Here is a 19424-nt window from a genome sequence, read left to right as displayed (position 1 = left end):
GTGATTACTCATGATTTGGCGCGTTATTCGATCTTCGATCAGAATCCACCCGCCCATTCGTCAAAATTATCTATAATATCTATCTCTTCCTGTGTTTTTGGTTTCGGAAAATAGGGTAGGGCAAGCAATTTCTCAGACGGTAACAACACCCATTCCGGCGTTATTTTCCTTCGCATGAGTTCACCTTCATCATCCGGAGAAAGATACATATAGTAGCCGTCGGAGTTGGTGTTCGCGTAACTAGCAATACGACCAGTTTCACCAGTCGGGAGCTTTACCTTACGGCCCCATGGGAAAAGCCGATGCAGTGCGTAGCTCACATGTGCATCTTCTAAATAGCCATGTACAAATCGATACCAACCAATAGCGGTAGATGTCATCCTGTGAGACCAACCTGCAAGCAACAACCCACTGAGAGTGTCCTTGAATGGTTGTCCTTTTGGTATCCCTTCATTTGATATGAATTGAACCAAAAGATTGTCTCCGTTTTGTTCAAGAATAGTCAAGAACTGCTCACCAGTTTTATCCGCTAGTAGCTTCATACGTCACCTTAAATTCACTTAACTATCTAACCAATATCTATTATGTATGTTGATTGGTTTACATTTACTTGATTTACCTTTTATCATTATGCGCTTAAGGGAAGAAATTGGTAACAAGCAATGTCAATAAAATATTGAAGATGATGAAAAACAGACAGACAATAACCGTTGGCCCGAAGTAACGGTATGTTGTTATTGAGCAAAAAAGGAAGCGTTATGTTTGCGGTGATTTTTAAAGCAAAAGTGGGTAAACAAGATAAGGATTATCTTGTTATGGTGGCTATTATGCGAGAACTGGCGTTTTCGAAATACGGTTGCTTAGATTTTATTGCAGCATCTGAGGGCGGTCAGGAGATCGCCATTTCATATTGGGAGTCTGAGCAAGATATTCAACGATGGCATAATGATGCGCAACATGCTGTTGCCCAAAAACTTGGAAAAGAAAAGTGGTATCAATCGTATGTGGTTGAGGTAGTCGAAATACAAAGGCGTTATAGTTTTCCATAGTAGATAGGGTTAACAATTAGGCATTATCAGCACAAGATAGATTTTATAGGATTAGGGATGAATTCAAAACAAGTAGTGTTAGCTTTTTGGGAAACCATGCGAAGTAATGATTTTGTTGCGGCCAGTGAATGGTTAACAGAAGATTTCGAAGGGCAGTGGCCCCAGTCGTTAGAACGAATTTGTGGCCGTAAAAACTTTGCGGCAATTAATACCGCTTATCCTGCGGAAGGGCGCTGGGAATTTGTGATTAATGCCATAGTATGCGAAGGCGATGTCGTTGTGACGGATGTGTCTATTTCTGATGGTAGCGTTAAAGCACGAGCTATTACATTCTCGACAGTGCAGAATGGTTTAATAAGTAAGCAAGTTGAATTTTGGCCGGATGACTACGAAGCGCCTCAGTGGCGAGCTCAATGGGTAAAAAACCTCGTATAGGGTTAGGAATGAAAAACATAACAACAGTGTCTTTTGACTCAGAAAATAGTCAGCACAGGCAAGATCTTGAGCGGTTGTTTCTAGAGTATAGTTCGACAGTCGCAGTAGATATCGTAGATAGGCTCTCGTCGCTTACCTATTTTATAGGCTTTATTTTGTATGTAGATAAAAATCCCGCCGGTTTTTCCGTCTGTTTTGAGTCATTTTCTACCTATCGATCTCAGCCTGTACTTAATATCCATGATTTTATGATTGCGAATGCTTTTAGAGGGGCAGGGTTAGGAAAAAATTTGCTCGGGGCTATTGAAGAATATGCTCGAAAAAACGATATGGTTAAGATTACTTTAGAAGTAGACGACGACAATCATGTAGCAAAAAAACTGTATGCTAGATGTGGATTTGAAGATCACCAAGTGGTACTTAAAAGTTTGTTGCATTGGCAAAAGTATCTTAACTAAGTATCAATTACTCGATTGATGAACAAGAGAGAAAGTATGGAAGCGTTTGAAACACTGCTCAATATTGCACAACGTAAAGCCACGTTTGATAAAACAAGTAGCTGGGCGGATGGCGCTGAAACCTATATCAATGAAATCAAGAATGAAGTGGACGAAGTAATAGAAGAGTTACCTAAAGGTAGAGTGTGCTATCTCGAAGATGAACTTGGCGATGTATTGTGGGATTACGTTAATGCACTTATTGCTCTAGAAGAAGAAAAAGGTGTGAGTGTTGAATCAGTATTAAAACGCGCGTGTCAAAAATATGAACAGCGCGTTTCTGGTATTGAAGGTGGCAAGCAATGGCAAGAGATAAAAGAATTACAGAACATCGTGTTAGCGAACGAGCAGGCGCAGAGAAATAAAGTTCAATAAATGATCCTCGCTACGATTAATGCCGACGAGTTAAGACAAAATATTTACTAACTCGCCGTCGTTCCAGTGCAAACGTAATGTTGTTCGGTTAGTGCTAAATACTTCGTCATTCCCGTGAAAACGGGAATCTTGGTGAGTTTAGGTCCCCATTTTCATGGGGATGACGAGATCTGGTAGCCTTAAGTGAAAAGTATTACCCCTTTACGAATGTTTTTTGGCAACAAAGAAAAATAGTGGGTAAGGGCAGTTTTCCCCTGCGTAGTTTTCATGCCACACCTCGTAATATTGTTCGATTTTAAGTATTTGAAACCCTGTATTTTCCGCGATATTTGTAAGGGCTTGTACATCAAATCCATTGTGGCCGCTAAAGGATGGGTTATGTTGATGAAATGAGCCATCTTCTGCATATAGATCCGCAATAATCAACATACCATTATCTTCTAAGGTGCTAAATGCGTCTGAAAAGAACAGGGATACATCGGCAACATGATGCAAGGTCATGAGAGTGGTTATAGCAGAATGCTTCGATTCAAGTTGACTAAGTCGTTCAATATGTTGAGTATCGATATTGCTCAGATTCGCGCTAATGACTTTTTCTTTCGCTATTTCAATCATTTGTCGTGAAGCGTCCGCGAGCACAATGTGATTAAATGTATCGATTAACTGAACACCAAGTAAGCCTGTTCCGCTACCAAAATCTACAATGCTGTTTGTCGAGTTGAAGCTTAGCTCTTTTATTTTATTCGCGGTTGTCTTTGCACGATCAACCTTTAATGGGTTGCTATCCCATGTGTGTGCAACTGAATCAAAGTAATCACTCATCATGCGCTCCTAATCTCTATGTTTTTGTATTATCAGTTCGCTTCGGTTTGGCAATTGTATTGCAAATCTAATCGGCTTTCTGCGTCATTTGTAGAATTGGTCATGATTGATTCTGAGTGCTATAAAACTATTTTTTGACAGCAGGCATGACTTAAACGAATTATAACTGCTCTAAATGCCGAAATGGCCCCTTAAATTGGCGAATTTCGTGCTTTTAAGATACTGATTTTACTGAAGTTGTTTTTATATCGTTTTTATTACGTCGATGATAATCTCTGTGGTACAAAAGATAAGGGCAATATATGAAAAAGACCAACCAGTTGTATGACGACACCGATTTTACTAAACAAGACCTGAGTGATTCGCTATTTGAGAAGTGTACTTTTATTCGGTGCGATTTTAATCACGCGAATCTACGAGATGCGCATTTTGTGGATTGTACTTTTATTAGACAAGGGGACATTGAAGGTTGTGATTTTGGATTTTGTGATTTGCGTGATGCCTCCTTCAAGGATTGTCAGTTGTCTATGTCTAACTTTAGCGGTGCCAACTGTTTTGGTATTGAATTAAGGGACTGTGACTTAAAAGGTGCGAATTTTTTTCGAGCGAGTTTCGTCAATCAGGTTAGCTACAAGATGTTTTTTTGCTCCGCTTACATCACCGGTTGTAATTTGTCTTATGCCAATTTTGAACGTCAGTGTATTGAGAAGTGTGACCTATTTGAAAATCGATGGATTAGTACTAACCTACAAGGGGCGTCTTTAAAAGAGTCTGATTTAAGTCGAGGTTCGTTTTCTGGAGATATCTGGGGGCAGTTCCGTATGGAAGGTTGTAATTTAAGCCATTCAGAACTGGATGGTTTGGACCCACGCAAGGTTGATTTAACGGGTGTGAAAATTTGCGAATGGCAACAGGAACAGCTGCTTGAGAAATTAGGGTTGATCGTCCTACCTAATTGATGAGTTCGGCAAACTGTCGGACATTATCGACGGTCAAACCATGATGGTGTATGCGCTGTCATGGTTTGAAATTGCCTTGATATTTAGGCAGTTAGATTTGTGTCTAGTCAGTAATACCAACGCTTAGATGCCAAATTAAGTCTCCCAACCGCCTGCGCTCTCCTCTAACTTTTCTTTCATAAAGTTTATAAATACATTCACTTTCTCTGGTAGATGTTTCCTTTCTGGATAGACGGCGAATATGGCATGGTTTGGTAAAGAATAATGGTCCAATAATGTAACGAGTTGGCCATTCGCTAAATACTCATAAACGAGAAAGGTGGGCATCTGACAAATACCGAGACCTTGCAGTAAAGCATCCGCTATCGCATCGCTATTATTGACGACAAAATTGCCTTTAGGTTCTATCTTTATTTTTTGTTTATCTTGGAAAAATGTCCATTCGACCCCAGCTTGAAATAAACTGTAATATAGGCAGTTATGGTTAGAGAGATCTTCTGGAGTATTGGGTATACCGTGTTGAGTGATATATTTTGGGGAAGCGCACACCACACTTTTACAATTCGCCAGTTTTCTGGCGATCAATGATGAGTCTTTTAGCTCACCGATTCGAATACCGACGTCAAAACCTCCTTCCACCATACTGATTACTTTATCATCCATACTAAGAATCACTTTTATGTCGGGATAACGGTCAAGAAATTCTTTCATGTAGGGCACGAGATGTCGGCGTGAAAACGTCATTGGTGCATTGATCTTGAGTGTTCCCCTAGGGGCGCCCTGATAATGAGATAACGCGGTAAATCCTTCTTGTGCGAGCGCTAATGAGTGTCTTGCATAATCAGAGAAATGTTCGCCTGCTTCGGTTAGCGTCATTTTTCTCGTCGTTCTATTGAATAGTCTGACCCTTAAGTTGTCTTCTAAAACGGATATTCTCTTGCTGACGGCCGACTTGGTCATGCCTAACTTCTCAGCCGCAGCCGAGAAGCTGCCACACTCTATGACCGCCACAAAAACAGGGATTGCCGAAAAGTCTTCTTTCATTGTCAACTATTACTCTACTATAAGTTTCTGTATTAAAGATTATCATGATATTACATATAAACTAAAGTACGGCTCAAGACAAAGGAGTCGTTATGCAAAAAATAAATTGGTATTCAGGATTGGCTGTCTTCGGTGGCTGCCTTCTTGCTCTCATGATTCATTTAAATAGTCAGCTTGCGTTGGGTACAACAGGGTTAAGCGCTTCATGGTTCGCTCATGGTATCGGGGCGATTACCGCTTGGATTCTTCTTTCCATACTAGGCCCAAAACGGCATGTTGTTGAGCTGGATGAACGTAAGGCACCGCGATCATTCTATCTTGGCGGTATACCTGGCGCGTTTACGGTCATTCTCGCGTCAATCACTGTTAACAGTAGTATCGGTTTATCGGGAACGTTAGCATTAGGATTGATAGGGCAGTTGATCTTTTCGTTGATATGCGAACGGTTTGGTTGGTTACAACTGGAGAAAAAGACATTTTCTATGGTTGATTTTGTTCCCATTGTACTGATTGTACTGGGATCCATTCTGTTGATATACGCAAGGGTTTACTGATGACTATCTATATTTTAATTGGCCTTTTAAATGGTGTCTGTATCGCTTTGAGCAGAATATTGAACGGGCAACTAAGTGTTTATCAAGGGGCATTTAAAGCTTCTTTCATCAATCATATTGGCGGTTTTTGTTTTCTTTCATTGATGGCGCTAATACTTTTGAGCCCGCCTCAGTTTGCCCCAGCATCTGAAAGCTTGATGTATGCTGGTGGCGTCATTGGCGCATTATATGTGGCTATAAATAGTGTGGTGATAACAAAACTCGGTTCTACAAGTGCGATAATTCTCGTTATTAGTGGGCAGATGCTTTTTAGTTTGCTTCTGGATACATCGTCCCATAATCCTGATAGTTTACTTATGAAGACAGCCGGCGTGAGTTTGATTATTATCGGAATGACCATCAAGGAACTGCTTAGACAAAATAGCGTGAAGCTAAAAAAGCAGAACCAAGAATAACAAGGCGTTAGGCTTTATTGAACGTCAACGAGTGAATAGACTGACGTTCAATCCAAATATTCAGTTCTTGAATATGAATGATTATGAGGCATCATGTAAGCCACTTAAAATTTGTCTAAACACTCGGGATTGGAGAAAGCCTATGAACATCAAGTCCTTTGCAGAGGTGACTGGTTTAACACCATACACACTGAGATATTATGAAAAAATAGGTCTATTGAAAGATGTGCGGCGCAATGGGAGTGGTCACCGAACATTCACATCTAAAGAGATTAAATGGGTTGAATTTATTATTCGTTTGAAAGAAACCGGGATGCCTCTAGAGCAGATTTTGCAATATGGTGCGCTTAGAGATGAAGGTGACCAAACCATGTTCGCTCGGCAAACGATGTTGGAAAATCACCGAGAGGCACTTAAAGCGCAGATAGAATCTCAAATGAGACACCTCTCCGCGCTCGATAATAAGATTGAATTCTACAAAAATCACGCTTGACTTAGAGTCGGCTCTAACCTGTAACCTAGGTTTGTTATTCATTCCAAGGAGCAAGATATGAGCAAAACACGGTACGACGTCGGTCTTGAAAATTTAGCCAAGATAGACGGCGAAGCGGGACAAAAAGTGATTGATAGCCTTCAAGATATCGCCCCAGATCTGGCACGTTTCACCATTGAGTTTCCGTTTGGTGATGTTTACGCGCGCGAAGGGTTAGACTTAAAATCACGAGAAATCGCCACTGTTGCGGCATTAACGGCCTTAGGAAACTGCCAACCTCAATTAAAGGTTCATTTACATGCGGCATTAAATGTTGGTTGTAGTGAAGAAGAATTAAAGGAAGTGATTATTCAGATGGCTGTTTATGCAGGTTTTCCGGCCGCTCTAAACGGTATGTTCGCATTCAAAGAAGTGTTGGCAGAGAATGCCAAGTACCTCTAATCTTGCTTTGGGGTGAGAAAAGAGGAGGCTCTGGAAGAGAGTCACCTCTTTAAACCGTGCAATAGCTTCATTTACTAACTAGGTTACATGCGCTATTAAGCGGAATAGTATGAATCTGGGATGGGTAGGTGACCTGTTTTTACTAAGATAACGGTTTCTTCTTCCACATATGGGCAGTGACTGCTCATATGTGGGCTACGAATCCATGTCCCTTTTGGATAATGCCCATATTCGTCACTAAATGTACCGGATAAAACCAAGATCTCTTCACCACCAAAATGATTATGGGGTTGAAAATGCTCGCCTTTTGGCCACTTAACTAACGCAACATGTTCATGCTTAAATTCGTGCAGAGGCATAACCTGTAAACCCCCTAACCCTGCTAACCAGTTTTGCTCTTTGGTTTTTATTCGGATCTGTTTTGAGTCGTTTTCATCAAATTGATTAAGCTTGACGAATAGTATGCAGCCACCTTTACTAAATGGCGCGTGAGCGCTATTCGGTGGGTTCCTTAAGTAAGTGCCAGCAGGAAAGTCACCGCTCTCATCTGAGAAGGTACCACCTAACACAAAAATTTCTTCCCCTACAGGATGAGGATGGGATTTAAATTTAGAATCCGCGTCATATTTTACAATGCTGGTGGTGTGTCCCGCTTCTTGTTCTTGTCGTTCAAATGGTTTGCGCCATACGCCGTTGGCCGGGCTTGCTAACCATTCCATTTTCTCAGATTCAATGACCAGTCTTTGGTTGAAGTCCATATTCAACATCGGCTTTAGTCCTTTAATACGCTATTCGTTTGGTAAGCTTAGCTTATTACGAGCGAAAAAAGCACTGTTATTGAAACGGAGTTTTATTGGAAGATTGCAAAAAGGGTATCAATCTGTTTTGTTAAAGCCAATGTAATCACCACGCAAAGGCAACCAATTGATGCAATGAAGAATAGAATTCGACGTCTTCTGCTCGCTTTTTGACTCATGGCTCCAAATCCGCAAGCAATATAGAGAACGACCATAGCAAGTTTGTAACTGAGCCACGGAGCTGAAGCGGTGAAGGGGATGAACTTAGTGATAGAGACAAGGGCGATACCACTAGAAAACAGTAGAGTGTCAATAACGTGCGGTAGATGTTTAAGCCATAGAGGCTGAGTTTTTATTTCTGATGCTGCATAGTAACGAAGAAACCGAAAGACAAATAATGAAATACTGATGGTGACGGTGACAATGTGAACGGTTTTCACTTCTAGATACATGGTTTTTACCTAGGATTAGGATGGATAGAAAATAAAAAGAGCGGAATAATCCGCTCTTTTTATATGCTGTTGTTAATTTGAAGCGGTTTGCGTAATGAGCTTTGATTTACGGTTACTGATCGCAGCGAATATAAGTTTCGTCATGAAGATACCGATGAATATTCCTCCGATACCGAACAGAATATCGCCTGGCATACGTAACCAAACAAGCATTTCGACCAGTTCGCTATGAATCACGGCCGGAGAACGTGCGTACCAATATCCATGTTCGATGACAGCGAAGAACTGTACGATCCCGACTGGGAACAATGACATAAAGACCATTCCGGCAAGGCCAAAGTTAAGTGTCCAGAAAGACCATTTAAGCCATTTGTCATCCCACGCTTTGGTATCGCCTGTTAGCCCGCGTACGCAAGTCAACATCAAACCAATACCCAACATTCCGTACACTCCCATAAAGGCACCATGTGCGTGTGTTGCTGTGGTGTTCAAACCTTGTATAAAGTAGAGCGCGATAGGTGGGTTGATTAAGAACCCAAGTATGCCAGCACCGACTAGATTCCAAAATGCAGTCGCAACAAAGAACATGATTGCCCATTTGTATCGAGCCATCCAAGGTGTCGACTTTCTAAATCGATAGGTTTCTACTGCTTCGAAACCAATGAGCGCGAGTGGAACCACTTCTAATGCAGAGAATACGGAGCCCCAAGCAATGACGGATGTCGGCGTTCCGGTAAAGTACAAGTGATGTAGCGTACCAATCAAACCACCCGTTAAGAATACCACTGTCGCGAATAATACAGCGCTGTTAGCCGACTGTGCACGAATAAGGCCTAAGCGAACAAATACAAGCGCGATAACTGACGTAGCGAAAGTCTCAAAGAAACCTTCTACCCATAGATGTACAACCCACCAGCGCCAGTATTCAGCAATGGCTAAGTTTGTGTGCTTACCTTGGAATAGGCCAGCACCGTAGAACAATCCAATCGCGACACATGAAGCGTATAACACCCAGATGACAGGTTTCATCTCGCCATCTTTGAATAATGCAGGACGAATCGCTGCGGTAACCAATCCTAACCAAATCAGTAAGCCAACAAGCAATAGGATCTGCCAGATACGTCCAAGATCGATGTACTCTTGACCCTGATGCCCTATCCAATAGCTTAAATCGAGATCAAAGTATTGTTGAACCGCCATCCATTCGCCGGCCATAGAACCGAGGACTACAATGAGAAGTGCCACCCAAAGTACGTTGACACCGAGTCGTTGGTATTTTGGTTCGTAGCCTGAAAGTGCGGGTGCAATGTAAAGACCCGTACCTAACCACGCTGTTGCTATCCAGAATACGGCTAATTGGGTGTGCCATGTACGAGTAACGGAGTAAGGCAGAATCTCTGAAAGAGGGAATCCGTAGAAGTCTTGTCCTTCAACCGCATAGTGGGCGGTAATACTACCCAATAAAATCTGAAGCAAAAACAGGCCAACGGCGGTGACGAAATATTTAGCCAGCGCTTTTTGAGATCTGGTTGGTTTTACACCGAACAGCGGATCGGTTGCAGGCAATTTAGGTAGTGGATGCGCTTTTAAGGTGGCGTGATACCAAGCTAGAGCGCCAACTCCCGCGATAAGGACAACAAAACTCAACACCGACCAAACGATGTTGTCTGATGTTGGTGTGTTACCAATAACAGGGTCAAAAGGCCAGTTATTTGTGTAGGTATAACTCTCATCTGGTCGCTCTGTTACCGCAGCCCAAGCGCCCCAGAAAAAGAACGCAGAAAGTTTGTCTCGATTTTCAGCAGAAGCGATCGTCGCTTCCTTCATCGCGTAGTCTTCACGAACGTGTTGAAACTCGGGGTTATCGCCAAATACATTAGAGTAATAGGTTTGCAGTGCCTTAACTGCTTCACCTCGAGTTTGTGAGATGGTAATGACGTCTGTCTCAGCGTTGTAGCTGTTAGGGCGTATATCATCGCGCAATCTACTTTCAAGTTCGGCTTTCTGGAAATTGTCTAATTGTGCAAAAGGTTTAGAAAACTGAGCTTGAGCGGTGAGATCTAACCACTCTTCAGATTCACGGTGTAGCCAATCTGCTGTCCAATCTGGTGCAATGTAAGAACCGTGTCCCCAAATGGAACCGAGTTGATGTCCACCCATAGTACGCCAAACTAGTTGACCTTCCTGAATGTCTGTTTTGGTGAAAATTACTTCCCCGGTACGGCTTATTACTGAAGTAGGGATAGGGGGTGCTTCACGATAAATCTGGCTGCCCAAACTCAATAATATAGTGAACGAAGTTAAGCACACTATAATAAGAGCGATGATGGACAATTTTTGTTTTGTCATCTTCTGTTCCTTTGTCGTTGTCTATTTCGCTTTCTCTATTACAACAATCGTGCCAGATTTTATCTAATTGATATATAAAGGTTTGTACGTTTTTTATTAGTCTAAATGACAAAGATATAAACTGTCCAAATGACCGTAAATTGTCATTTAGACAGTTTTGACGCTGATTTACTTCATGTTAAGACGTTTCATTAATCTATGTAGGTTTCCTGAATCTACTTTTAATAGACGAGCGGCGGCAGCCCAGTTGTTTCCTGCCTCTCTATAGGCTTGATTAATCAGGTTTACCTGGAACTCATCGGTTGCATTTTTCAAATCGATGACGGTTAATGGCATACTGATAGCGTTACCTGATGTGGGTGGATTTTTCATACTGTTGTCTGACACAAGGCCATCTTGTTCTTCAAGATTAAAGTGTTTTGGTAGCAATACGATCACGTCTGATCTCGACTCTGATCTCGCGAGTACTGCTGCGCGATTTATGGCGTGCTCTAACTCGCGCACATTACCTTGCCAGCTGTGTTTCTGAAGCAACATACTTGATTGAGGATCTATCTTGATATTCGTCACCCCCAGTTTGTGTTGGCAACGCTCGGCAAAGAAACCATAAAGAAGCGTGATATCTTTTCCACGTTCGCGCAAAGGAGGGACAAAGATAGGGAACACACTTAAGCGATGATATAGGTCGGAACGAAAACGTCCGGCTTTGACTTCCTCATGCATAACGCGATTGGTTGCAGCCACAATACGGGCATTTACCTTAATATTACTGTCATCGCCCACCCGTTGAATATCACCATACTGGAGCGCTCTTAGTAGCTTAGCTTGCAAGGCCAATGAGAGTTCGCCAATCTCATCAAGAAACAGTGTGCCATTGTCGGCCAGCTCAAATTTACCTTTTCGATTACTAATTGCGCCCGTAAATGCCCCTTTAACGTGACCAAAAAGCTCACTCTCTGCAACTGATTCTGGCAGCGCTGCGCAGTTTAAGTAAACGAGATTCTTTTTGACTCTGTCCGAATTTGCATGGATAGCGGCGGCGACCAGCTCTTTGCCGACACCGGTTTCACCCATAATAAGTACCGACAAATCGGTATTTGCCACGGCAGAGATATGTGATTTTAGTTCCTGCATTACCTCTGAGTTACCGATTATCTCGCTCGGTACGATGCTCTTACTACTTGTTGCGGGAGAAGAGGTTTCGACACCGACCTGACTCTCTAATTGTTCCATTAAGAGTGCGGTATTTAGGCTTGTGGCCGCTAATGCGCTTATGACTCGTAAATCTTGGTTTCGAAATGAGTCAAACTGCGCAGGGTCAAAGGCGTCAATGGTTATTGCACCAATCAATCTGTCATTGATAAGAAGCGGTAGCCCGATGCATGAGTGCACCCTTAGATCATGTTCATGCTCAGGTATTAATCCGTCATATGGATCTGGTAGGTCACTGTCTGGAGGAAAACGCACCACGTCGCCCGCTCGCGCAATAGCCTCTAATCTGGGATGTTGTTGTATATCAAATCGTCGCCCAAGTACATCGTCGTAAAGGCCATTAATTGCCAGTGGAACAAACTGTTGATCTTGGAAATAGAGTAGGGCGGATGCGTCGCACCTCAACACTTCTCTAATTGAAGAGAGTAAGCGATCAAATCGGTCCTGATCTGAAATTCCAGAGGTTAGATCTAAGGCAATTTTCACCCATTCTTTATTGAGGTTGCTCACGGTTTGACTCGCTATATTGATTTGCTGTTGTTTTGACAATTATAGTGTCTTTTAGACATAAGTAAAGAACTGTCATAATAACAATTTTAATAAGTAAAAAATAAAAATACCTTATAAAACAATACAATAAATAGTTGGCACGACTACTGCAAATGAGAATGGTAATTAATTAGATTATGTAAATGGTTTCTATTAGAATGAAGTGAACATAAACGACAGATCAATAAGTGAGGTAGTAATGAATACAATTCCTCTACAGATGAATATTGGTACGGTTGTCGCTCGCAAAGATTGGACGGCAACCTTGTTTTCGCTTTGTATTAAATCTGAAGCGCTCGATTATACGGCGGGTCAGTTTACCAAGTTGGGATTAGTCGATGGGTCGGGTGAGTTGGTTAGAAGGGCTTATTCAATCGTCACGCATCCGGAGCAGTATAAACGGGATAATACGTTAGAATTTCTTATCATCACTGATGAAAAAGGGCGGCTTTCTCCACTGCTAAACCGACTGCAAGCAGGTGACAATATCTACGTGGGAAATACGGCAGCAGGGTTTATGACGCTTGATGAGATCCCCACACCCACAACAGAGTTATGGTTAATGGCGACAGGAAGTGCTTCTGGCCCCTTTATTTCGATGCTTGGCGATGAGCAGATAGAGAATAGATTTCAGAGAATTGTTTTGGCTCACGCGGTTCGAAATAGAGAAGAGTTAACGTATACAGACGAGATTCGTTTGTTATTGGAAAAGAATCAGGAGATCCGTTATGTCCCAATTATTTCAAGAGAACATGTGTCCGGAGTTTTGTCAGGACGAATTCCAGATCTGCTACTTAGCGGAGAGTTGCAAGCCGCCGCTGAAACATCGTTCCACGTCGATAAGAGTTTCGTCTATTTATGCGGTAATCCTGAGATGGTTAAAGATACAAGCCAAACGCTAATTAAGTTGGGCTTAACGAAACACCTAAGAAAGACACCCGGTAATTTTGGTTCCGAAAATTATTGGTAACGACATAAATTAATCAACTAAATGAAAGGAAATTCTCATGAGCCATCAAAGAATCCCAGCGAACTGGACTATCCAACGTTCAACGCCATTTTTTACTCGACAAAATGTGCCAGAGGCGCTGCTAACTCATCACAACACCGCAGAAGGTGTGTTTGGTCAGTTATGCGTCATGGAAGGTGTTGTTACCTATTATGGTTTTGCCGATTCTGAGGCGAATACCCCAGAGGTGCAGGTTGTGATTGAAGCTGGACAGTTTGCGACGAGTCCACCTGAATATTGGCATCGGATGGAGCTGAGTGAAGACGCGCAGTTCAATATCAATTTTTGGTCGGATAAAGATAAAAGCGGTCAGAAAATGTTCAATAGCAAATAGTAAATCAAAAAATCGCTTTACTTAAAGTTTACTTTAACTATTACCCTATCCCTAGACAACGAGATACTGGACGTTAAGGCAAGGGAAAAGCGATGAGAAAAAGAGTGTTACCTTATTTATCTGGACGGTTATTTGATGGCATCTCTTCTGGGATGTTTATGATGGCGCTACCTTGGATCATGTTAAACGAGCCAGGAATGGGCACATTTGTCGCGATACTGGCTTTGGTATGCACGGGCGCATCGTTTGTATCAACACTTTTTATGGCAACATTGATTGACCGATTTTCGCGTAAAAAGCTATTGGTTTTAATGCAAGTAGTTCAGGCGAGCACGGCGTTATGTGTGTTATTGGCCTATTGGTATGGAGTAGAGTCCATCTGGTTGCTTGCATTTGCCCAACTTGTCTTTTGGTTAAGCGGCGATATGGCGTGGAGTACAAATAACGCATTCGTCCACGAAAATTTTAATCCAAATGAGTACGCGAAAATATCCAGCTATGATGAAGTAGTTATGCAGACGAGCGTGTTGGGTGCAGGTGCTCTGGGAATTGTGGTATTAGAGATGTGGTCAATGGTTGAGTTTGCTTTCTTGGCAACGCTGGCTTCATCATTTGCCGCATTGAGTTATCTAATCACGCCTTATCGACGTCAGTTATCAACGCGAATTAAAGAATCCTATCTTTCTCAATTAGTAGAGAGTAAAAGCATTTTCAGTAAAGATCCCGCTTTCTATGCATTTATCGCGTTATCGTGCCTTTCGTACCCGGTACTTACTTTTTTGGTCAAATTGGTACCCATCTATTTCTCTGAACAAGGTGTTGAGGGTAGCTGGTTTGCTACATGGAAAATGAGTTATGGAGTAGGAGCGTTAATCTGTGGTTTGGTTGTAGCGAAGCTTCTTACGCGTTTTAATCCTGATAAATCGATGCTGTTTTCCATATTCATTATGTCGATACTGTTGCTGGGGATAGGTGTGTTTCTCTCTCCCATCATCATGGTTACGTTGACCGTTATTATTGGTTTCTTTAATGCGTTTAACCGTATATCTAGAATCAATAAGCTGCATCATATGGTGGCAATTTCTGAGCGAGGGAGAGTTGACGGAGGATTGAAGCTGTTTTCAACCCTGTCTCAAAGTTTAAGCTATCTACTTATAGCCTGGTTAACGGCAAATGAACTGACATCATATGGTTTTATGATTATTGCTGGGGTGATGATGAGCGCGGCAATGATGATGTGGCTGCTTATACAAAAAAGAGAAAATGGAGTGATGGTGTTATCCTAACCATCACTCCTATCAAGGTATGGTGCTAGCTTAGAAACTCTTTTAATACGCCGGTTAAGCAGTCAACGGCTTTTTCTAATTCGTCTACCGTAGAGTTGGTAAAGTTTAATCGTAGTGCCGGTTCTCGTTTGTCTGAACTTGGATAAAATACCGGGCTAGGGACAACCGCCACCCCTTTTGATAGCAATACTTTAGCAAGTTCAAATGTGTCGCATTCCGGTAAGGTTAACCACACAAACATGCCACCATCAACTGGTTTAAGATCACAGCTTTTTGGCAACTTACTTTGTAATTCAGAGAAAAGTTTTTGATATCTCTGTTTGTAAACTGAGCGAATATTGTCGATGTGCAAATCAAAATCAGCATGTTCAAGTAAGCCTAGCAAAAGTGCTTGCATTGGAACACTAGAATGCAAATCTGCTCCTTGCTTCACCTTTATCAAGGGTTCTAAGTAGCTTACTTTACCAGTGACGGCGCCGAGCCTTAGGCCTGGTGAGGCGATTTTGGAGAATGACCGCAACACAATTGAGTGATCTGGACAAAAGTTCGATACGAGCTCGATAGGTTTACCGTTGAATCTCAACTCACGATAGGGTGCATCTTCAATTAGGGCTACATTGTACTGAATACACAATTTAGCGACTCTTTGACGTGTTTCTAATGGCCAACATACGCCCGTAGGGTTATGAAAATCGGGCACTGCATAAAACATCTTCGGTGCTTGCTTTGCAAAGCACTGTTCGAGCTGCTCTAAATCAGGACCAAACTCGGTTTGTGAAATCGTCACCATGTTGGCCTGTACTAGGCCGAATACTTGCATGGCACCTAGATAGCTAGGTGCTTCCATCACAACAGTATCACCCGGGTTTACATAGGCTCTTGCAATAAGATCTAAGCCTTGCTGTGAGCCGGTACACATCATGACTGTATGGCTTTCAGGAAGCTGGAACCGCTCAATAAGATGGGTCAATAATGGGCCATAACCTGCAGTGCTTCCGTATTGAAAAATCTCGGGCATGTCGGAAAGCGATTCTAATGTTGGTTTCATAAGTTCAATGGGAAAGGTCTTTTCATCCGGTAACCCCCCCGCTAAAGAAATGACATTTTTGTCGCTCGCGGCACTTAATATTTCTCGGATGTAAGAAGATTGAATCTGTTGTAGTGATTGAGCGATTTCCATTTGTATACCTGTTCGAATTTTCCAATGTCTATAGATAGAGCATACAGGGAGTTGTTTTATTTATCGTGTCCATTTATGCTTATCAATATGTCCATTTATGCTATTTTTAGATTATGAATACTCAACACCTTTCTCGAATTAATGATGTGCTGTTCTATATCCATCAAGATATTGCCAGAGATCTGCCCGTAAATACGTTGGCAGATATTGCCGCCTACTCAGAACAACATTTTCATCGATTATTCAAACAAGTCGTTGGTGAGTCGATTCATCAGTATATTCGGCGAACACGTATGGAATATGCAGCAAATCTGCTTATGTTTGAATCTCAATCTTCGGTGCTGCACATCGGCAATAAGTGTGGGTTCAATTCTGTTTCATCATTTAGCCGAGCATTTAAGACCACCTTCCATATGTCTCCTGGAGAGTGGCGAAAGCATGATTACCATAACGCCGATAAGCCTTATCTAGCCGACCCAGAGATTGCAGCAGGTTATGCACGTGTGTCTAAAATAGGCATTCCCGTACCCGATATCGTTGAGGTTGCTGAAAGGCACGCGGCCTATGTTCGGCATCAAGGTTATAACCGATCGATTCATCGAGCTTGGTTGATCTTAAAAGCGTGGGCTGAATCAGAAGGAAGGGATTTCTCAGTTCAATATGGCTTACACCATTCCAATCCAGCTTTAGTAGCGTTAGAAAAGTGTCGTTATGTTGCTTGTATTGAAATTGATAAGCGACTCAATTATCGCGGTATTGTTAATCAACTTACCATTCCGGGAGGACTGCATGCTGTGTTTAGGCTACACGGTGTTTATGGTGAGTTATTGCCGCAGATAAGCCACGTACTAGAACAATGGCTGCCAGACTCGGGCTTTAAGCTGGGATCGACACCGGCTTACGTGAATTACATAAAGAATCATTTTTTGGCGGAGGATGAAAAGTTCGAATTGGATTTCTTCTTGCCAATTAGCTTTTACTAAGAGGTCCAATTAATAAAAAACAACAATTAATTATCGTTAATCGATAATTAATTGTTGTTTTTTATTCTTGTTTATCGTAATCTTTGGGTGGTCAATTCAATAGGATTATTATTATGTATGAAATTCAGAAACACAGTCGTCGTGTCCGTGTGCTTTTTCAGTCACTGTTCCTACTCATTCCTGTTATGGTGCTTTACTACTGGTTAACCGTCCAAACAGATTATGATTATCTGACTTCGTTAGGCATTATTGAGCTCAGTTTGGACATCGACAGCTATACACAAGCATCCTTGACATTATCAACACGAGTACTGGCTACTATTTCAAGCTTATTACTTTGTTGCATCGTCAACTATGCATTGAAGGTGTTGGTGCACCTATTTCGTAACTATGAATCGGGTCAAATCTTTTCTCTTGAGAATGCTAATTGTTACCAAAAACTAGGCTACAGCTTGTTTTATTGGGTGGCAGGCAGCGTTATTTACGGTGCAGTGATGTCGGTGATTCTTTCGTTTAATAACCCTCCTGGTGAGCGTGTATTAATGTTAGGTTTTGAAGGGATGGACGTGTTAACAATAGTATTTGGGTTTATTGTCTTGATAATTTCATGGGTGATGAAAGAAGGGTATGTTCTTGCTGATGAAAGCCAGCACACGATCTAGGAGGTGTTATGTCTATACGAATAAATTTAGATGTAATGATGGCAAAGCGAAAAATGCGCCTAAAAACGTTGGCCCAAGCGGTTGGTATCACAGAAGCTAATTTGTCGGTATTAAAAAATGGTAAAGCGAAAGCGGTCCGATTCACGACGTTAGATAAACTTTGTGAGGTACTTGAATGTCAACCGGGTGATATCTTGGAATTTGAAATCAATCCCGATGACGAATCTTAACACTGCAACATGTTGAGCATCCCCAGCGATTAGCGCTGGGTGATATTGAAAGCGTAATGAATGCGATAGCCCTAATGCGATTGGAATAAAAAAGGCATGATAGATGGCTAATTTATCATGCCTTTAGTCTGTACACTCAAATTTAGAAATCGATTCTCTGCTCGGTTTCGCCATCAAAGTAGACCGCTTTTGAAAGGTCAAAGTTAAGTGATGCTATCTCACCAATATTCCCCTCGAACTCTGGAGAAAGGCGACACGCGACTTCCTGGTCATTTACTTTAACCATTGCAATCGTGTCTGGGCCAGTTGGTTCCAACACCTCAATCTGTAAGCCTAGGCGTGTAGAAGCGGTGGTATCTTCACTGTCAGTATCGGTGATGTGTTCTGGGCGCAGTCCAATGACGACTTTGTGTCCATCCTGATCTCGCATGGATTGTGGTAGGTTAATATGATGCTCACTGTTCGCACTGCCAACTACCTTAATGATTGGGTTTCGATCGTCATCTAGATCGACCGTAGTTTCAATGAAGTTCATCGAAGGTGAGCCCATAAAACCTGCTACAAACATGTTGTTCGGTTTGTTGTAGATTTCTTTAGGTGTACCAAGTTGTTGCAGTTCTCCATCCTTCATCACGGCAATTCTGTCTGCCAGCGTCATTGCTTCTATCTGATCATGGGTAACATAGACGATGGTGGTCTTAAGCTGTTGGTGAAGGCGCTTTATTTGGTGGCGCATTTCTATCCTTAATTTTGCATCAAGGTTAGAAAGTGGTTCATCGAACAAGTAAAGTTTTGGTCGGCGGGCCAAAGCGCGTCCCATTGCCACGCGTTGTCTCTGCCCTCCAGAGAGTTGTGACGGCTTACGGTCCAATAACTGGTCCATTTGTAGCATTTCGGCAACGCGTTTTACTTCTGCGTCGATCTCATTTTGTGGCATTTTCCGGATCTTTAAACCAAATGCAATATTACCTTCTACCGTCATATTTGGGTAAAGAGCATAGGATTGGAATACCATGGCGATATCTCTATCTTTTGGTTCAACGTTAGACACGTCAACACCGTCGATAAGGATCTGGCCGGAATTAATATCTTCTAAGCCAGCAATGGTGTTCATTAACGTGGATTTACCACAACCTGATGGGCCAACCAATATGAGAAACTCGCCATCATCGATACTGATATCGATACCTTTCAAGGTTTCTACTTCCGCGTTTCGGTATGTCTTACGGATCTGTTTTAAATCTAGTGTTGCCATTT

Annotated in this window: 24 protein-coding genes; 15 read left to right on the top strand and 9 right to left on the bottom strand. The window is 42.1% G+C overall.

Translation table 11 applies throughout. From position 1 onward, the window contains the following. Positions 1 to 38: 38 nt before the first annotated feature. Entirely contained in the window at positions 39 to 542 is a 504-nt protein-coding gene (locus tag L3V77_RS18865; RefSeq protein WP_275137793.1) for a hypothetical protein, read from the bottom strand. 216 nt (positions 543 to 758) lie between these two features. Between L3V77_RS18865 and L3V77_RS18860 the strand changes: the two genes are divergently transcribed. From L3V77_RS18860 to L3V77_RS18845, 4 genes are read left to right on the top strand one after another with little or no spacing between them, the layout of a single operon-like run. Then, positions 759 to 1049 carry an antibiotic biosynthesis monooxygenase gene (locus L3V77_RS18860; RefSeq protein WP_275137792.1) on the top strand — a complete coding sequence of 97 codons (291 nt, stop codon included), beginning with the start codon at positions 759 to 761 and terminating at the stop codon, positions 1047 to 1049. A gap of 57 nt (positions 1050 to 1106) precedes the next feature. After that, the gene (locus L3V77_RS18855; protein ID WP_275137791.1) at positions 1107 to 1484 is read left to right on the top strand and encodes a nuclear transport factor 2 family protein; all 378 of its coding nucleotides are present in this window, start codon (positions 1107 to 1109) and stop codon (positions 1482 to 1484) included. Between the two features lie 8 nt (positions 1485 to 1492). Further along, positions 1493 to 1942 carry a GNAT family N-acetyltransferase gene (locus L3V77_RS18850; protein ID WP_275137790.1) on the top strand — a complete coding sequence of 150 codons (450 nt, stop codon included), beginning with the start codon at positions 1493 to 1495 and terminating at the stop codon, positions 1940 to 1942. Positions 1943 to 1978: 36 nt separating this feature from the next. Next, the gene (locus L3V77_RS18845; RefSeq protein ID WP_275137789.1) at positions 1979 to 2356 is read left to right on the top strand and encodes a MazG nucleotide pyrophosphohydrolase domain-containing protein; all 378 of its coding nucleotides are present in this window, start codon (positions 1979 to 1981) and stop codon (positions 2354 to 2356) included. A gap of 201 nt (positions 2357 to 2557) precedes the next feature. Here the strand turns inward: L3V77_RS18845 and L3V77_RS18840 are convergent, their stop codons facing one another. Further along, positions 2558 to 3181, bottom strand: coding sequence for a class I SAM-dependent methyltransferase (locus L3V77_RS18840; protein ID WP_275137788.1), 624 nt, complete (start codon positions 3179 to 3181; stop codon positions 2558 to 2560). Between the two features lie 299 nt (positions 3182 to 3480). Here L3V77_RS18840 and L3V77_RS18835 point away from each other — a divergent pair, with 299 nt between their 5' ends. Continuing rightward, positions 3481 to 4137, top strand: a complete 657-nt coding sequence (locus L3V77_RS18835) for a Qnr family pentapeptide repeat protein (RefSeq protein ID WP_275137787.1) — start codon at positions 3481 to 3483, stop codon at positions 4135 to 4137. A gap of 135 nt (positions 4138 to 4272) precedes the next feature. On the opposite strand, the gene L3V77_RS18830 is transcribed toward L3V77_RS18835, so the two are convergent. Continuing rightward, positions 4273 to 5181 (bottom strand): LysR family transcriptional regulator, encoded by a 909-nt coding sequence (locus tag L3V77_RS18830; RefSeq protein ID WP_275137786.1) that lies wholly within the window; start codon positions 5179 to 5181, stop codon positions 4273 to 4275. Between the two features lie 92 nt (positions 5182 to 5273). Here L3V77_RS18830 and L3V77_RS18825 point away from each other — a divergent pair, with 92 nt between their 5' ends. The 4 genes from L3V77_RS18825 to L3V77_RS18810 all read left to right on the top strand — a co-directional run bounded on the left by L3V77_RS18825 (position 5274) and on the right by L3V77_RS18810 (position 7124). Beyond that, positions 5274 to 5735, top strand: coding sequence for a DMT family transporter (locus L3V77_RS18825; protein ID WP_275137785.1), 462 nt, complete (start codon positions 5274 to 5276; stop codon positions 5733 to 5735). Beyond that, on the top strand, positions 5735 to 6190 hold the full coding sequence (locus L3V77_RS18820; RefSeq protein ID WP_275137784.1) for a DMT family transporter: 456 nt from the start codon (positions 5735 to 5737) through the stop codon (positions 6188 to 6190). The genes L3V77_RS18825 and L3V77_RS18820 overlap by 1 nt, the downstream gene beginning before the upstream one ends. Before the next feature lie 142 nt (positions 6191 to 6332). After that, the gene (locus tag L3V77_RS18815; protein WP_275137783.1) at positions 6333 to 6683 is read left to right on the top strand and encodes a MerR family transcriptional regulator; all 351 of its coding nucleotides are present in this window, start codon (positions 6333 to 6335) and stop codon (positions 6681 to 6683) included. A 57-nt stretch (positions 6684 to 6740) separates the two neighbouring features. Next, positions 6741 to 7124 (top strand): carboxymuconolactone decarboxylase family protein, encoded by a 384-nt coding sequence (locus tag L3V77_RS18810; protein ID WP_275137782.1) that lies wholly within the window; start codon positions 6741 to 6743, stop codon positions 7122 to 7124. 95 nt (positions 7125 to 7219) lie between these two features. Here L3V77_RS18810 and L3V77_RS18805 read toward each other — a convergent pair whose 3' ends face one another. From L3V77_RS18805 to norR, 4 genes are all read right to left on the bottom strand, one after another. Then, positions 7220 to 7891 carry a cupin domain-containing protein gene (locus L3V77_RS18805; protein WP_275137781.1) on the bottom strand — a complete coding sequence of 224 codons (672 nt, stop codon included), beginning with the start codon at positions 7889 to 7891 and terminating at the stop codon, positions 7220 to 7222. Between the two features lie 83 nt (positions 7892 to 7974). Next, on the bottom strand, positions 7975 to 8373 hold the full coding sequence (locus L3V77_RS18800; protein WP_275137780.1) for a SirB2 family protein: 399 nt from the start codon (positions 8371 to 8373) through the stop codon (positions 7975 to 7977). A 72-nt stretch (positions 8374 to 8445) separates the two neighbouring features. Beyond that, positions 8446 to 10722, bottom strand: a complete 2277-nt coding sequence (locus L3V77_RS18795; protein WP_275137779.1) for a nitric-oxide reductase large subunit — start codon at positions 10720 to 10722, stop codon at positions 8446 to 8448. A 168-nt stretch (positions 10723 to 10890) separates the two neighbouring features. Beyond that, positions 10891 to 12444 (bottom strand): nitric oxide reductase transcriptional regulator NorR, encoded by a 1554-nt coding sequence (norR, locus tag L3V77_RS18790; RefSeq protein ID WP_275138257.1) that lies wholly within the window; start codon positions 12442 to 12444, stop codon positions 10891 to 10893. A 238-nt stretch (positions 12445 to 12682) separates the two neighbouring features. On the opposite strand from norR, the gene L3V77_RS18785 reads away from it, so the two are divergent. The 3 genes from L3V77_RS18785 (at position 12683) to L3V77_RS18775 (ending at position 15112) form a co-directional block, all read left to right on the top strand. Beyond that, on the top strand, positions 12683 to 13453 hold the full coding sequence (locus L3V77_RS18785; RefSeq protein ID WP_275137778.1) for a ferredoxin--NADP reductase: 771 nt from the start codon (positions 12683 to 12685) through the stop codon (positions 13451 to 13453). A 37-nt stretch (positions 13454 to 13490) separates the two neighbouring features. Next, on the top strand, positions 13491 to 13826 hold the full coding sequence (locus tag L3V77_RS18780) for a DUF1971 domain-containing protein (protein WP_275137777.1): 336 nt from the start codon (positions 13491 to 13493) through the stop codon (positions 13824 to 13826). A 92-nt stretch (positions 13827 to 13918) separates the two neighbouring features. Further along, the gene (locus L3V77_RS18775; RefSeq protein WP_275137776.1) at positions 13919 to 15112 is read left to right on the top strand and encodes an MFS transporter; all 1194 of its coding nucleotides are present in this window, start codon (positions 13919 to 13921) and stop codon (positions 15110 to 15112) included. A 25-nt stretch (positions 15113 to 15137) separates the two neighbouring features. Here L3V77_RS18775 and L3V77_RS18770 read toward each other — a convergent pair whose 3' ends face one another. Further along, a complete protein-coding gene (locus L3V77_RS18770) occupies positions 15138 to 16292 on the bottom strand; it encodes a PLP-dependent aminotransferase family protein (RefSeq protein WP_275137775.1) in 1155 nt (384 codons plus the stop codon). A 113-nt stretch (positions 16293 to 16405) separates the two neighbouring features. Between L3V77_RS18770 and L3V77_RS18765 the strand changes: the two genes are divergently transcribed. From L3V77_RS18765 to L3V77_RS18755, 3 genes are all read left to right on the top strand, one after another. Then, complete coding sequence (locus tag L3V77_RS18765) at positions 16406 to 17275, top strand: AraC family transcriptional regulator (protein ID WP_275137774.1); 870 nt, start codon at positions 16406 to 16408, stop codon at positions 17273 to 17275. A 113-nt stretch (positions 17276 to 17388) separates the two neighbouring features. Beyond that, positions 17389 to 17937 (top strand): DUF2975 domain-containing protein, encoded by a 549-nt coding sequence (locus tag L3V77_RS18760; protein WP_275137773.1) that lies wholly within the window; start codon positions 17389 to 17391, stop codon positions 17935 to 17937. Positions 17938 to 17945: 8 nt separating this feature from the next. Continuing rightward, positions 17946 to 18167, top strand: a complete 222-nt coding sequence (locus tag L3V77_RS18755) for a helix-turn-helix transcriptional regulator (protein WP_275137772.1) — start codon at positions 17946 to 17948, stop codon at positions 18165 to 18167. 142 nt (positions 18168 to 18309) lie between these two features. Here L3V77_RS18755 and ugpC read toward each other — a convergent pair whose 3' ends face one another. Continuing rightward, entirely contained in the window at positions 18310 to 19422 is a 1113-nt protein-coding gene (gene ugpC / locus L3V77_RS18750) for a sn-glycerol-3-phosphate ABC transporter ATP-binding protein UgpC (RefSeq protein WP_275137771.1), read from the bottom strand. Positions 19423 to 19424 lie beyond the last annotated feature (2 nt).

The sequence above is a fragment of the Vibrio sp. DW001 genome (assembly GCF_029016285.1).
Taxonomy (GTDB): domain Bacteria; phylum Pseudomonadota; class Gammaproteobacteria; order Enterobacterales; family Vibrionaceae; genus Vibrio.
The sequence above is the reverse complement of the archived record's forward strand: the minus strand, read 5'-3'. Positions and strand labels throughout refer to the sequence as shown.